Annotated in this window: 14 protein-coding genes; 5 read left to right on the top strand and 9 right to left on the bottom strand. The window is 64.7% G+C overall.

From position 1 onward, the window contains the following. The first annotated feature begins 18 nt into the window (after positions 1-18). Positions 19-2,346, top strand: coding sequence for a YgiQ family radical SAM protein (locus tag AACY13_RS02370; RefSeq protein WP_339459024.1), 2,328 nt, complete (start codon positions 19-21; stop codon positions 2,344-2,346). Between the two features lie 151 nt (positions 2,347-2,497). Here AACY13_RS02370 and AACY13_RS02375 read toward each other — a convergent pair whose 3' ends face one another. From AACY13_RS02375 to AACY13_RS02390, 4 genes are all read right to left on the bottom strand, one after another. After that, entirely contained in the window at positions 2,498-3,763 is a 1,266-nt protein-coding gene (locus tag AACY13_RS02375) for an Hsp70 family protein (RefSeq protein WP_339459026.1), read from the bottom strand. Between the two features lie 184 nt (positions 3,764-3,947). After that, positions 3,948-4,748 carry an undecaprenyl-diphosphate phosphatase gene (locus tag AACY13_RS02380; RefSeq protein ID WP_339459027.1) on the bottom strand — a complete coding sequence of 267 codons (801 nt, stop codon included), beginning with the start codon at positions 4,746-4,748 and terminating at the stop codon, positions 3,948-3,950. Between the two features lie 121 nt (positions 4,749-4,869). Continuing rightward, positions 4,870-5,307 carry a YqaA family protein gene (locus AACY13_RS02385; protein WP_339459028.1) on the bottom strand — a complete coding sequence of 146 codons (438 nt, stop codon included), beginning with the start codon at positions 5,305-5,307 and terminating at the stop codon, positions 4,870-4,872. Between the two features lie 55 nt (positions 5,308-5,362). Further along, the gene (locus AACY13_RS02390) at positions 5,363-6,091 is read right to left on the bottom strand and encodes a VC0807 family protein (protein WP_339459031.1); all 729 of its coding nucleotides are present in this window, start codon (positions 6,089-6,091) and stop codon (positions 5,363-5,365) included. A gap of 286 nt (positions 6,092-6,377) precedes the next feature. On the opposite strand from AACY13_RS02390, the gene AACY13_RS02395 reads away from it, so the two are divergent. From AACY13_RS02395 to AACY13_RS02410, 4 genes are all read left to right on the top strand, one after another. After that, complete coding sequence (locus AACY13_RS02395) at positions 6,378-7,319, top strand: substrate-binding domain-containing protein (protein WP_339459033.1); 942 nt, start codon at positions 6,378-6,380, stop codon at positions 7,317-7,319. Between the two features lie 111 nt (positions 7,320-7,430). Beyond that, positions 7,431-8,201, top strand: coding sequence for a substrate-binding periplasmic protein (locus AACY13_RS02400; RefSeq protein WP_339459034.1), 771 nt, complete (start codon positions 7,431-7,433; stop codon positions 8,199-8,201). 250 nt (positions 8,202-8,451) lie between these two features. Beyond that, positions 8,452-9,315 (top strand): isocitrate lyase/PEP mutase family protein, encoded by an 864-nt coding sequence (locus AACY13_RS02405; RefSeq protein ID WP_339459983.1) that lies wholly within the window; start codon positions 8,452-8,454, stop codon positions 9,313-9,315. A gap of 75 nt (positions 9,316-9,390) precedes the next feature. Further along, positions 9,391-9,657, top strand: coding sequence for a DksA/TraR family C4-type zinc finger protein (locus tag AACY13_RS02410; RefSeq protein ID WP_339459036.1), 267 nt, complete (start codon positions 9,391-9,393; stop codon positions 9,655-9,657). 1 nt (position 9,658) lies between these two features. Here AACY13_RS02410 and AACY13_RS02415 read toward each other — a convergent pair whose 3' ends face one another. The 5 genes from AACY13_RS02415 to ureA all read right to left on the bottom strand — a co-directional run bounded on the left by AACY13_RS02415 (position 9,659) and on the right by ureA (position 13,127). Continuing rightward, on the bottom strand, positions 9,659-10,150 hold the full coding sequence (locus AACY13_RS02415) for a hypothetical protein (RefSeq protein ID WP_339459038.1): 492 nt from the start codon (positions 10,148-10,150) through the stop codon (positions 9,659-9,661). Between the two features lie 69 nt (positions 10,151-10,219). Next, positions 10,220-11,920 (bottom strand): urease subunit alpha, encoded by a 1,701-nt coding sequence (gene ureC / locus AACY13_RS02420; protein ID WP_339459039.1) that lies wholly within the window; start codon positions 11,918-11,920, stop codon positions 10,220-10,222. An 88-nt stretch (positions 11,921-12,008) separates the two neighbouring features. Beyond that, positions 12,009-12,314, bottom strand: coding sequence for an urease subunit beta (locus AACY13_RS02425; RefSeq protein ID WP_339459041.1), 306 nt, complete (start codon positions 12,312-12,314; stop codon positions 12,009-12,011). Positions 12,315-12,321: 7 nt separating this feature from the next. Next, positions 12,322-12,822 (bottom strand): GNAT family N-acetyltransferase, encoded by a 501-nt coding sequence (locus AACY13_RS02430; RefSeq protein WP_339459044.1) that lies wholly within the window; start codon positions 12,820-12,822, stop codon positions 12,322-12,324. A gap of 2 nt (positions 12,823-12,824) precedes the next feature. Continuing rightward, on the bottom strand, positions 12,825-13,127 hold the full coding sequence (gene ureA, locus AACY13_RS02435; protein WP_339459045.1) for an urease subunit gamma: 303 nt from the start codon (positions 13,125-13,127) through the stop codon (positions 12,825-12,827).

Here is a 13,127-nt window from a genome sequence, read left to right on the forward strand (position 1 = left end):
CCAGCGCCGGTCATCCTCATGCAAGCAGCCAAGCCGTTATTCGATTATCCAAAATACTGGGCCGAGTGCTTCGGGCCGGCCCCTTTCCTGCCGATGAGCCGGGAAGAGATGGATCAGCTTGGCTGGGACAGCTGCGACATTATCATCGTCACCGGTGACGCCTACGTCGACCATCCGTCGTTCGGCATGGCGATCATCGGCCGGTTGCTCGAGTCCCAGGGCTTTCGCGTCGGCATTATTGCCCAGCCAAACTGGCAGTCGAAAGACGACTTTATGAAGCTCGGCGAGCCGAACCTGTTCTTCGGCGTCGCCGCCGGCAACATGGACTCGATGATCAACCGCTACACCGCCGACAAGAAGATCCGCTCCGACGACGCTTACACCCCCGGCGGCATGGCCGGCAAGCGTCCGGATCGCGCCAGCCTGGTCTACAGCCAGCGTTGCAAAGAAGCCTATAAAAACGTGCCGATCGTGCTCGGTGGCATCGAGGCCTCGCTGCGCCGTATCGCCCATTACGACTATTGGCAGGACCGCGTGCGCAACTCGATCCTGATCGACGCCAGCGCCGATATCCTGCTGTACGGCAACGCCGAGCGCGCCATCGTCGAAGTGGCCCAGCGCCTGTCCTACGGCCACAAGATCGAAGACATCACCGACGTGCGCGGCACCGCCTTTATCCGCCGCGATACGCCGCAAGGCTGGTACGAGGTGGATTCCACCCGCATCGACCGCCCGGGCAAGGTCGACAAGATCATCAACCCCTACGTGAACACTCAGGACACCCAGGCCTGCGCCATCGAGCAGGAAAAGGGTCCGGTCGAAGACCCGAACGAAGCCAAGGTTGTGCAGCTGCTGGCCAGCCCGCGCATGACCCGCGACAAGACGGTGATTCGCCTGCCGTCCATGGAAAAAGTGCGTAACGACCCGGTGCTGTACGCCCACGCCAACCGCGTGCTGCACCTGGAAACCAACCCAGGCAACGCTCGCGCGCTGGTGCAGAAGCATGGTGAGGTGGACGTGTGGTTCAACCCGCCACCCATCCCGATGTCCACCGAAGAGATGGATTACGTGTTCGGCATGCCCTATGCGCGCATACCGCATCCGGTCTATGGCAAGGAGAAAATCCCGGCCTACGACATGATCCGCTTCTCGGTGAATATCATGCGCGGCTGCTTTGGCGGCTGTACCTTCTGCTCCATTACGGAACATGAGGGGCGGATTATCCAGAACCGCTCGGAAGAGTCGATCATCCGCGAGATCGAAGAGATTCGCGACAAGGTGCCGGGCTTCACCGGGGTGATTTCCGACCTCGGCGGGCCGACCGCGAACATGTACCGCATCGCCTGCAAAACCCCGGAGATCGAATCCGCGTGCCGCAAGCCGTCCTGCGTGTTCCCGGGCATTTGCCCGAACCTGAATACCGACCATTCCAGCCTGATTCAGCTGTACCGCAGCGCCCGCGCGCTGCCGGGGGTGAAGAAGATCCTCATCGCCTCGGGTCTGCGTTACGACCTCGCCGTCGAGTCGCCGGAGTATGTCAAGGAGCTGGTCACCCACCACGTCGGTGGTTACCTGAAGATCGCCCCGGAGCACACCGAGGAAGGCCCGCTGAATCAGATGATGAAGCCGGGCATCGGCAGCTACGACAAGTTCAAGCGCATGTTCGAGAAGTACTCGAAAGAGGCGGGCAAGGAACAGTACCTGATCCCGTACTTTATCGCCGCGCACCCGGGCACCACCGACGAAGACATGATGAACCTGGCCCTGTGGCTCAAGGGCAACGGCTTCCGCGCCGACCAGGTACAGGCCTTCTATCCATCGCCAATGGCCACTGCCACCGCCATGTACCACTCGGGCAAGAACCCGCTGCGCAAGGTCAGCTACAAGAGCGACGGCGTGACCATTGTGAAGAGCGAAGCGCAGCGCCGCTTGCACAAGGCCTTCCTGCGTTATCACGACCCGAAAGGCTGGCCGATGCTGCGTGAGGCGCTGACCCGCATGGGCCGCGCCGACCTGATCGGGCCGGGCAAGAACCAGCTGATCCCGCTGCACCAGCCGGCCACCGACAGCTACCAGAGCGCGCGCCGCAAGAACTCGACGCCGGCCGGTAGCAAGAAGGTCGGTGCGGCCGCACGTGGCGCGGGCGACAAGACCCGGCCGCTGCTGACCCAGCACACCGGCCTGCCGCCGCGCGACACCGGTGCCGCGGGTGGCAATCCCTGGGACAAGCGCGAACAAGCCAAGGCCGCCGCCCAGGCGCGCAATCAGCAGGCTGCGAAGGAGCGTTCGGACGCCGCCAAGGGCAAAGGCAAGAAGCCGCCGAAGAAGCCGGTCGCCCCGCGCTGATTCTGCGGGAATAAAAAACGCCAGCTTCGTGCTGGCGTTTTTTATGGTGGAGGTAGGACCGCTGATCAGCGGTGTAGGGTGGATGACGCCTTTCTCATCCACCACGGTGTCGCTAGTGGTGGATGGATAAAGCGCCATCCACCCTACGGCCTCAGCCGTAGCGCTTTTGCGCCTCGATGGCCAGGCCGCTGCCAATGCTGCCGAAGGTGTTGCCTTCCACATGCCGCGCGTTGGGCAGCATCGCCGCGACGCTCTGGCGCAGTGCCGGGATGCCGCTGGAACCGCCGGTAAAGAACACCGTATCGACCTGCTCGACAGTTACCCCAGCATCGCCGAGCAGCTGGGTTACGCTGCCGCGCACGCGCTCCAGCAGCGGTTCGATGGCATTTTCAAACAGCTCGCGGGTCAGCTCTGCGACCAGGCCGGCTTCCAGGCGGCTAAGGTCGATGGGCCGTGCATCCTGCTCGGTCAGGGCAATCTTGCTGTCTTCCACTTGCATGGCCAGCCAGTGGCCGTCGCGGCGCTCGATCAGCTGGAACAGGCGGTCGATGCCGGTCGGGTCGACGATGTCGTAGCGCATGCTCTGCAGCTGGCGCTGCGACTGCGCCGAATACACCGCGTTGATGGTGTGCCAGGTGGCGAGGTTGAGGTGAGTGCTGGTGGGCATCGGCGCATCGCTTTTCATCCGGCTGCCGTAGCCGAACAATGGCATCACGCCGGCCAGGGAGAGCTGCTTGTCGAAGTCCGTGCCGCCGATATGCACACCGCCGGTGGCGAGAATATCGGCATGGCGGTCGGCCACAGCGCGGCGTTCGGGTGCCAGGCGCACCAGGGAAAAGTCCGAGGTGCCGCCGCCGATATCGACGATCAGCACCAGCTCTTCGCGGCTGATGCCGGACTCGTAGTCGAAGGCCGCGGCAATCGGTTCGTACTGGAACGACACGTCCTTGAAGCCGAGCTTGTGCGCCACCGCCACCAGGGTGTTCTGCGCCTCCAGATCGGCCACCGGATCATCGTCGACGAAGAACACCGGGCGGCCCAGCACCACTTCCTCGAATGGTCGGCCGGCCACGGCCTCGGCGCGGGTTTTCAGCTCGCCGATAAAGAACCCGAGCAGGTCCTTGAACGGCAGCGCGCTGCCCAGCACCGTGGTTTCGCTTTTCAGCAGCTTGCTGCCCAGCAGGCTTTTCAGCGAGCGCATCAGGCGGCCTTCGTAACCTTCCAGGTATTCCTGCAGGGCCAGGCGACCATAGACCGGGCGGCGCTCCTCGAGGTTGAAGAACACCACCGAGGGCAGGGTGATCTTGCCGTCTTCCAGTGGAATTAGGGTCTCGGCGTCGGGGCGCAACCAGCCGACGGTGGAGTTGGAGGTGCCGAAGTCGATGCCGCAGGCGCGGGCGGGAGTGGAGAAAGTCATGCGACGCGCTGTTCCTGAATAAGTACCGGGAGGTTTCTGGGCAGCCTGTGGTGACGGCCTGGCGAGTGGCCGCCGTGCAGGCGTGGCCGCAAAAACGGCCGCGCATTCTATGCGAGTGCCGCGCTTTGCGCTTGTGCCTTTTGGGCCGGCGCGACGGATAACCCCGCCGGCCGTCTGCGCGGCTCTAAGCCAGGCTGAGAAAGGCGAACAGGCCCAGGCCCAGGCAGAGCCGGTAGATGACAAAGGGCAGCATGCTGATGCGTTCCAGCAGCTTGAGGAACCAGTGGATGCACAGCAGGGCACTGACGAAGGACACCAGGGTGCCCAGGCCGATCTGCGTCCAGTTCACCGCGTCGCCTGCCTCAACCAGTTTGAGGCCTTCATAGCTGCCGGCCATGACGATGATCGGGATCGACATCAGAAAGGAGAAGCGCGCCGCGGCGGTGCGACTGAGGCCGAGCATCAGGGCGGCGGTCATGGTGATGCCCGAGCGCGAGGTGCCGGGGATCAGTGCCAGCACCTGGGCGAAACCTATGATGGCGGCGTCTTTCCAGCTCGCCTGGTATTCGTCCTTGGCTTGCCGGGCGCGGCTGTCCGCCCACCACAGCAGCAGGCCGAAGAGGATGGTGGTGCTGGCGATCACCCAGGCGGAGCGGGCGTAGTGTTCGATCTGTTCGCTGGCCAGCAGGCCGAATGCCATTGCCGGCAGGGTCGCCACGGCAATCTGCCAGGCCAGGCGCGACTCCTGGTTGTGCACGCCGCCGAGTGAGCCGTACCAGGCAACCAGCAGGCGTTTGACCTCATGGCGGAAGTAGCAGGCCACCGCCAGCAGGGTGCCGACGTGCACGGCCACATCGAAGGCCAGGCCCTGATCGGCCCAACCCAGTACCTGGGACGGCAGGATCAGGTGGGCGGAGGATGAAATCGGCAGGAATTCGGTCAGCCCCTGAATCAGGGCCAGGGCAATGGTTTCCAGGGGATTCAAAAGGGCTCCTTGACGGGCCAGCTGGGTGGGCATGGGGAAGGCCTGGAGCGGGCCAGGCAAAACGGCGGCCATTTTGCCTGGCCCTGGTGTCGCAAGGCCAGTCGCTGGCGCGACGCAGTGTCTACATCAGGCCCAGGGTCAGCGCCGCCAGTACCAGGTAGCGACCGCCCTTGGCCAGGCTGACGATCGGCAGGAACACCCACAGGCGTTCGCGCATCACCCCGGCGACCAGGGTCAGCGGGTCGCCGATAATCGGTACCCAGCTGAGCAGCAGCGACCAGCGGCCATAACGCGTATACCAGTGCTGGGCCTGTTGCAGGCGGGCGTCGCTGACGGGAAACCAGCGCCTGTGACGCAAGTGCTCGAGGTAGCGCCCCAGCAGCCAGTTGAGCAGCGAGCCGAGTACGTTGCCGCAGGTGGCCGCCGCCAGCAAGGCCCACAACGGGTAGGCCTCGCCGAGCAGCAGGGCGACCAGCACGCTTTCCGATTGCAGCGGCAGCAGGCTGGCCGCGCCCAGTGCGGACAGAAACAGGCCCAGATAAACCGACAGGCTCAGCATACGCGACGGGTACGGGCCGCGCCCGGTGTGCTGCTGCGGTCCCGACGGTGTTGGCTCAGGGCTGTTGGTCCTGCTCGGCGTTCGCCATCACTTCTTCCAGCTTCAAGCCGGTCAGGCCGTGGATGGTGCGCCACAGATAGTAGAAGATCGCCATCAGCATGATCATCGAGGGAATCGCGATCATCGGGTAGCTGAGCAGGTTCATCCGCCCCAGCTCGGCGTTGAACGCTTCGCTGCCGGACGGGCTGACCACGATCCACTTGGCCAGCACGTAGTTCATCACCGAGGAGAAGAAGAAGGTGCCGCTCAGCCAGTAGGTGGCCCTGAGCAGGCGGGCCTCGAACTGGGCGGTATTGCCGCCTTGCTCCAGGCGCGCATGGATCTTGTCGACGTTGAGCACGGTCTTGTTGAACAGCAGGGTGCGGATCAGCGGGTAGCGGGTGCGGGTCGAGACCAGCACGGCGATGCCGATCAGCCCGGGGATGGCCGCCTCCTTGATCGCCAGCCACTGGTTGTCCAGCTTGAGTAGGCCGATGCCGCCGGTGAGCAGCACGCTGAGCAGGCCGAGCAGGGCGATAAAGTTGAATTTGCGGTACTTGATCAGCTCGAAGCTGCCCCAGCCGAGGGGGAAGGCCAGCGCCAGCACCAGCGCGCCATCGGCTCCGAGCCTGGCATCGCCGCTAAGCTTCATCAGAATCAGCGAGGGGATCAGGATGCTGATCAGCAGATCGATCAGCGGGCGCGGCTTGTGTGTGGCATGGGCGGTCTGTGTGGTGTCGGTCATGTCATTCAGCGTACAGGAAAGAACCCCGATCATCGCCTGCCTGGGCCGCGGCTGCCAGTCCGGCGGTCGCCTGGAGTGTGAAAAAGTGTGAGTGGCGCGGCTCCGGCCACGACTGTCGAGCCGGGGCGGCGCTTTTCTGGCAGCTTCTCGGCGGGCAATCCGCCAGCGCCGCTAAAGGGTTGATGCTAAATTGATACTGCAGGACGTTTCACCGAGGGAGGATCTTCTTGGCGGTGCCAGTCGGACGTGGTGCCGGATTCCGTGCGCTGTCTGGGAGTCGACCTTGATGTGCAGTCGTGATCCGTGGTGGCGAGCGTTGCAACTGTTCGCGCTGTTTGTCTGTCTGAATGCACCGGTCTGGGCTCGCGACTGCATCGGTGTGGTCCCGGCGGGAGCCTCGGCCTTCTGGTCGCAGCTGGAACTGGGCACGCAGCAGGCGGCCCGGGAACTCGACATCGATGTTCTCTATCGCGGGCCGAGTCGTGAAGGCGGCGTGGACAGCCAGTTGCAGCTGATCGAGCACTTCGTCGCCCGCGGCTGCAAGGCCCTGGTCGTGGCACCCAGTGGCGAGGCGGTAGGTGCGCTGGTGGCTGAGCTGCTGGCGCAGGGTATCCCCACTATTTATATTGACCGCGCCCTGGCGAGCGGAGCGCCGCAGGGCTTGGTGGCGACCGATAACTTTGCCGCCGGCCTGCGTGCCGGCCGGTATATGGCCGAACAGCTGCCGGGCCGGGGGCGGGTGGCCCTGTTACGCTTGCGCCCGGGTTTGCAGTCGACCGGCGAGCGCGAGCGGGGCTTTCGCGAGGGGGCCGAAGCGGGCGGCTTGCGGGTTGTGCTCGACGCCTATGTGGGGGACGACAGTCAGCTGGTGCTGCGAACCCTGACACCGCAGCTGGCGCGACTCGATGGGCTGTTCACGCCCAATAGCAGCAGTACCCGTGCGACGCTGGCGGCCCTGCGTCGCCTGGGCAAGGCCGGGCAGTTGTTGCATATAGGTTTCGATGGTGATGAGGTGCTACTCGAGGCGCTGCGCCTGGGCGATATCCACGCCTTGCTGATTCAGCAGCCGCGTCTGATCGGTTATCGGGCGGTCATGCTGGTCTGGCAGATGCACCGCACTGGCGTGCCTCAGGCCCCGGTTGCTACCCGCCTCGAGGCCAGCCTGATTACCCGCGCCAATATGCGCGAGTTACATGAGCAATTGCAGGATGTGCCTGCGCCGCCCTGAGGGCGCGGCAGTCGCCCTGCGACAGCAGATTTCTCCAGTGCGCGGGCCAGCGGCGACGCGGCTGGCGGTCCACTGGCGGGCTACACCGCCGCTTTATACAGGTGTCGAGTGATGGTGATGGGGTTGAAGGTCGTGACCTTGCTACTGGCGAGCTGCTGGGCCGCCTGTGCGAGTGCGCAGTTGCGTCTGTACACCGAGGACTATCGGCCGTTGAGCTATATGGACAATGGCAAGCTGACCGGCATGGTGGTCGAGGTGGTCGAAGCGCTTATTCAGCGTACCGGGCAGCCGGCGAGCATCGAGCTGGTACCCTGGACGCGGGGTTATCAGCAGGCCCAGCGCGAAGTCGACACGGCGGTGTTCCCCACCGTGCGCACCGCCCAGCGTGAAGACAAGTTTCATTGGGTCGGCCCCGTCGCCGCCGGCAATACCAGCTTCTATAGCCATCGGGGCGCAGGGCTGCGGGTGCGCAGCCTGGCGGATGTCGAACAGCTTGGCACCCTGGCGGTACCCAAGCTCTGGTATTCCTATGAAGTGTTGCAGGAGCAGGGCCTGAAGAATCTCTACGGCGTGCCCACCCCGCAGCACATGCTGAGGATGTTCAAGCACGGGCGCACCCAACTGATGGTGGCCAACAGTCTGGTACTGGACGAAATTCTTGCCGGCCAAGGGATGCGCCGTGAGCAGGTCGAGTGGCAATACACCCTGACGCGCGACACGACCTATATCGCCTTTTCCCGCAAGACCGACGTCGGGCTGGTCGCGGACTGGCAGCAGGCCCTGGACAGCATGCGCCGCGACGGCAGCCTGGAGCGTATCCATCGCCGCTGGTTCATCCATGCCAGCGAGGCCGAACTGGCGGAAATTCTCGTCGAGCCCTAGGGGCTGTTAGCGTTTCTGCCTTGGCGGAAATGCGCCAGGATGACAGCCTTATGGCGCATTTCCGCCAGAGTCGGCGTCAGCGTCCGTTGCCATCTGTTCGACGCGGGGCGCTGTGTCCCGTCGCGCCGGGCATGGCATGGGTTGGCGGGCAAATTGCATTTTCCGGCAGCCTGGCGATCCGCTGCGCTGTCGCCGTGCCCCGGCGCTCGAACCCCGATGTACCGCTGCTCAGGAACTCTCTATGCCGACTCTGCAACGCGCTTCCCACCACAACCTGCGCCGGGCCTTTCGCGCTCTGCTGGCTACCGATGCCTGCTACCACACCGCCTCGGTGTTCGACCCGATGTCGGCCCGGATTGCCGCCGATCTGGGTTTCGAGGTCGGCATCCTCGGCGGCTCGGTGGCCTCGCTGCAGGTGCTGGCGGCCCCGGACTTCGCCCTGATCACGCTCAGCGAATTCGTCGAGCAGGCCACCCGGATCGGCCGGGTCAGCCGCCTGCCGGTGATCGCCGACGCCGATCACGGCTATGGCAATGCGCTCAACGTGATGCGCACCGTGGTCGAGCTGGAGCGTGCCGGGATTGCCGCGCTGACCCTCGAGGATACCCTGCTGCCGGCGCAGTTCGGGCGCAAGTCCACCGACCTGATCGGCATCGATGAGGGGGTCGGCAAGATCCGCGCGGCCCTGGCAGCACGGGTCGACCCGGATCTGGCGATCATCGCCCGCACCCATGCCGGGGTGCTGGATGTCGGCGAGGTGATTCGCCGCACCCAGGCCTATCAGGCTGCCGGTGCCGATGCCATCTGCATCGTCGGCATCGAGGATTTCGCCCATCTGGAGCAGATTGCCGCAGCGTTGAGCGTGCCGCTGATGCTGGTCACCTATGGCAACCCCAAGCTGCGCGACAATGCCCGCCTGGCCAGCCTCGGTGTGCGTATCGTGGTCAACGGCCACGGGGCCTACTTCGCCGCGATCAAGGCCACCTACGACTGCCTGCGCGAGGAGCGCGGCGTCGATGCCAGCGACCTCAGCGCTTCCGAGCTGGCGCTGAAGTACACCCTGCCCGAGGAATATATCCTCTGGGCCGAAGCCTTTATGGATGTGAAGGAGTAGCCGGACGGGCTGCACTTGAGATTCGTCGCGCGCGCGCGCATATCGTTAAGGTGACTAACCTCGGGAGTACGGGCGATGGCCAGTGGCTGGGCAAATGACGGAGCGGTACAGGAGCAGATCGACAGCAGCATCGAGGACGCTATCCAGCGCGCTCGCAGCCAGCTCCCCAGCGGCGAGAGCCTGAGTCACTGCGAAGAGTGCGCCGCAGCCATTCCCGAAGCGCGGCGCAAGGCCGTCCCCGGCGTGCATCTGTGCGTGGCCTGTCAGACCGAGTACGACAGGGAACAGGCCAGATTCAGCGGCTATAACCGCCGGGGCAGCAAGGACAGCCAGCTGCGTTGATTCAGGGGGTGACGGAGTAGCCGCGCCCGCTCATACAGTTGACGTAGGCCTGGCTCGCACTGCTCTGGGCCTGGGCGGCTGCGTCGGCGTTGCGCCGATCTTCGCGGCGGTTCTGGCGTTGACGTGAACCGCCGGCCACCACGCCGACGGCGGCGGCGTCGCGGGCCCGGTTCTGTCGGTACTCCTGCTTGATATCGTCGTCCACCCGGTCATAGGCACCATCGTACCGGCGGCCGCGCACCTCGGCAGCGGTTGCACCCAGTGCGGCTCCTTTGGCGGCTCCGCGCAGGCGTTCGCCGCCGCGATTATCGCTGCTGCTGGTTGTTGTGCTGCTCGGAGCGGAGCCGGCCTGGCCCTGGCAGGCGGCGATATCGCTCTGGATCTGTTGCTGGCTCTGGCCCTGCAAGGGCGTCAGGGTTTGCGCCTGGGCGAGCGGCAGGCTGAGCAGCAATAGATAGCCGAGCAAGCTTGGCCGTGTCGAAAATCGGTACATGTGGCACCTCCCGCGCCAGTCCTGGAATGTGTAGTCTAACTCCGAGCGGGCATTGCCCGGTGCCGCAGGTCAGAAAAGAAAATAGCGCTGGGCCATCGGCAGCACCTCGGCCGGTTCGCACCAGAGCAGCTGGCCGTCGGCCTTGACCTGGTAGTTCTGCGCATCCACTTCGATAGTCGGCAGGTAGTCGTTGTGGATCAGGTCGGTCTTGCGCACCTCGCGGCAGCCCTTGACCACGCCGATCTTTTTCTTCAGGCCAAGCTGTTCGGGCACGCCGGCAGCGAATGCGGCCTGACTGATAAAGGTGAAGCTGGTGGCGTGCCGGCTGCCGCCGTAGCTGGCGAACATCGGCCGGTAATGCACCGGCTGCGGCGTCGGGATCGAGGCGTTGGCATCGCCCATCAGGCTGGCGGCAATCGCCCCGCCCTTGAGGATCAGTGTCGGCTTGACCCCGAAGAAGGCCGGACGCCAGAGCACCAGGTCGGCCCATTTGCCCACTTCGATGGAGCCCACCTCGTGGCTGATGCCGTGGGTGATCGCCGGGTTGATGGTGTACTTGGCGATATAGCGTTTGGCGCGGAAGTTGTCGTTGCCCGGGCCGTCGCCGGGCAGTGGGCCGCGCTGTTGCTTCATCTTGTCGGCGGTCTGCCAGGTGCGGGTGATCACCTCGCCGACCCGGCCCATGGCCTGGCTGTCGGAGCTGATCATCGAGAAGGCACCGAGGTCGTGGAGGATGTCCTCGGCGGCGATGGTCTCACGGCGGATACGGCTCTCGGCGAAAGCCACGTCCTCGGCGATGCTCGGGTCGAGGTGGTGGCAGACCATCAGCATGTCCAGGTGTTCGTCGATGGTGTTCTTGGTGAACGGCCGGGTCGGATTGGTCGAGCTGGGCAGCACGTTGGCAAAGCCGCAGGCCTTGATGATGTCCGGCGCATGACCGCCGCCCGCACCTTCGGTGTGGTAGGTGTGGATGGTGCGGCCCTTGAAGGCGGCCAGGGTGGTTTCGACAAAGCCGGATTCGTTCAGGGTGTCGGTATGGATCGCCACCTGCACATCGTACTGGTCGGCCACCGAGAGGCAGTTGTCGATGGCCGCGGGAGTGGTGCCCCAGTCCTCGTGCAGTTTCAGGCCGATGGCCCCGGCCTTGACCTGCTCGATCAGTGGCTCGGGTAGCGAGGCGTTGCCCTTGCCGGTAAAGCCCAGGTTCATCGGGAAGGCGTCGGCGGCCTGGAGCATGCGTGCCATGTGCCAGGGGCCGGGCGTGCAGGTGGTGGCGTTGGTGCCGGTGGCAGGCCCCGTGCCGCCGCCGATCATGGTGGTGACGCCGCTCATCAGCGCCTCCTCGATCTGCTGCGGGCAGATAAAGTGGATATGGCTGTCGATGCCGCCCGCCGTAAGGATCATGCCTTCGCCGGCGACCACCTCGGTGCCTGCGCCGATGGCGATGGTCACGCCGGGCTGGATATCCGGATTGCCGGCCTTGCCGATGGCTTTGATGCGGCCGTCCTTGAGGCCAACATCGGCCTTGACGATGCCCCAGTGGTCGATGATCAGCGCATTGGTGATCAGGGTGTCGACCACATCAAAGGCACAGAGCTGGCTTTGGCCCATGCCGTCGCGGATCACCTTGCCGCCGCCGAACTTCACTTCCTCGCCGTAGGTGGTGAAGTCCTGCTCCACTTCGATCCACAGCTCGGTGTCGGCCAAACGCACCCTGTCGCCGACGGTGGGGCCGAACATATCGGCGTAGGCTTGTCTGCTGATCTTCATTGGTCATCTTCCCGTAGGGTGCGCCGTGCGCACCGCGGCTATCTGCATGGTTTCTGGTGCGCGCAGCGCACCCTACGCACCGGCTGAACTAGAGCTCGCCCATCACCCGGCCGGCAAAGCCGAACACGCGGCGATGGCCGGCCAGATCGACCAGTTCGACTTCGCGGCTCTGCCCCGGCTCGAAGCGCACGGCGGTGCCGGCCGGGATATTCAGGCGCATGCCTCGTGTGCTCGGCCGATCGAAGGTCAGTGCGTCGTTGGTTTCGAAGAAGTGGTAGTGCGAGCCGACTTGGATCGGCCGGTCGCCGCTGTTGGCCACTGTCAGGCTGAGGGTGCGACGGCCGGCATTGAGCTCGATTTCGCCGTCCTGGATCTGGTATTCGCCGGGGATCATCGCTGCTTCACTCCAGGGTCAATTGCATAAAGGTCAGGTCAAGCCAGCGGCCGAACTTGCGGCCCACTTGCGGCATCTGTCCGCTGGTAACGAAGCCGAGGCGTTCATGCAGACGGATCGAGGCGGCGTTCTCGCTCTCGATGGCGGCGACCATCACGTGCAGGTCTGCCGACTTCGCCCGCTCGATCAAGGCCTTCAACAAGGCCAGGCCGAGGCCGCGGCCGCGCTGGTCGGCGCGCACGTAAAGCGAATGCTCCACGGTATGGCGAAAGCCTTCGTTGCTGCGCCAGCCGCCGTAGCTGGCATAGCCCAGCACCTCGCCGTTGCTGCCCTGGGCAACCAGCACCGGAAAGCCGGCGGCCTCGCGCTCGAGCAGCCAGGCGCGACGATTGGCCAGGTCGGCCAGGGCTTCGATCCACAGCGCCGTGCTGTGTAGCACCGCATCGTTGTAGATGGCCAGGATGCCGGGTAGGTGCGCCTCGTTGGCGTCGACAATCGAATAACTCATGCTCAGGCGATCGGCTGATGGACGGTGACCAGCTTGGTGCCATCCGGGAAGGTGGCCTCGACCTGGATTTCCGGGATCATCTCCGGGATGCCTTGCATCACCTGATCGCGGGTCAGCAATGTGGTGCCGAAGTGCATCAGCTCGGCGACGCTCTGGCCATCGCGGGCACCTTCGAGCAGGGCGGCGGAGATATAGGCCATGGCTTCCGGGTAATTGAGTTTTACCCCGCGGGCCAGGCGGCGTTCGGCCACCAGGCCGGCGGTGAAGATCAGCAGTTTGTCTTTTTCGCGAGGGGTCAGGTCCAT

Origin of the sequence: Pseudomonas sp. EA_105y_Pfl2_R69, from assembly GCF_963970915.1 — a bacterium.
In the GTDB taxonomy this organism is placed as follows: domain Bacteria; phylum Pseudomonadota; class Gammaproteobacteria; order Pseudomonadales; family Pseudomonadaceae; genus Aquipseudomonas.

What these genes read in the sequence shown, in the direction of transcription:
- AACY13_RS02410 (WP_339459036.1), top strand. Translation starts at nt 9,391, where the DNA reads ATGGCCAGTGGCTGGGCAAATGACGGAGCGGTACAGGAGCAGATCGAC.
- AACY13_RS02375 (WP_339459026.1), bottom strand. Translation starts at nt 3,763, where the DNA reads ATGACTTTCTCCACTCCCGCCCGCGCCTGCGGCATCGACTTCGGCACC.
- AACY13_RS02400 (WP_339459034.1), top strand. Translation starts at nt 7,431, where the DNA reads ATGGTGATGGGGTTGAAGGTCGTGACCTTGCTACTGGCGAGCTGCTGG.
- AACY13_RS02395 (WP_339459033.1), top strand. Translation starts at nt 6,378, where the DNA reads ATGTGCAGTCGTGATCCGTGGTGGCGAGCGTTGCAACTGTTCGCGCTG.
- AACY13_RS02385 (WP_339459028.1), bottom strand. Translation starts at nt 5,307, where the DNA reads ATGCTGAGCCTGTCGGTTTATCTGGGCCTGTTTCTGTCCGCACTGGGC.
- ureC (WP_339459039.1), bottom strand. Translation starts at nt 11,920, where the DNA reads ATGAAGATCAGCAGACAAGCCTACGCCGATATGTTCGGCCCCACCGTC.
- AACY13_RS02390 (WP_339459031.1), bottom strand. Translation starts at nt 6,091, where the DNA reads ATGACCGACACCACACAGACCGCCCATGCCACACACAAGCCGCGCCCG.
- AACY13_RS02430 (WP_339459044.1), bottom strand. Translation starts at nt 12,822, where the DNA reads ATGAGTTATTCGATTGTCGACGCCAACGAGGCGCACCTACCCGGCATC.
- AACY13_RS02425 (WP_339459041.1), bottom strand. Translation starts at nt 12,314, where the DNA reads ATGATCCCCGGCGAATACCAGATCCAGGACGGCGAAATCGAGCTCAAT.
- AACY13_RS02415 (WP_339459038.1), bottom strand. Translation starts at nt 10,150, where the DNA reads ATGTACCGATTTTCGACACGGCCAAGCTTGCTCGGCTATCTATTGCTG.
- AACY13_RS02370 (WP_339459024.1), top strand. Translation starts at nt 19, where the DNA reads ATGCAAGCAGCCAAGCCGTTATTCGATTATCCAAAATACTGGGCCGAG.
- ureA (WP_339459045.1), bottom strand. Translation starts at nt 13,127, where the DNA reads ATGGACCTGACCCCTCGCGAAAAAGACAAACTGCTGATCTTCACCGCC.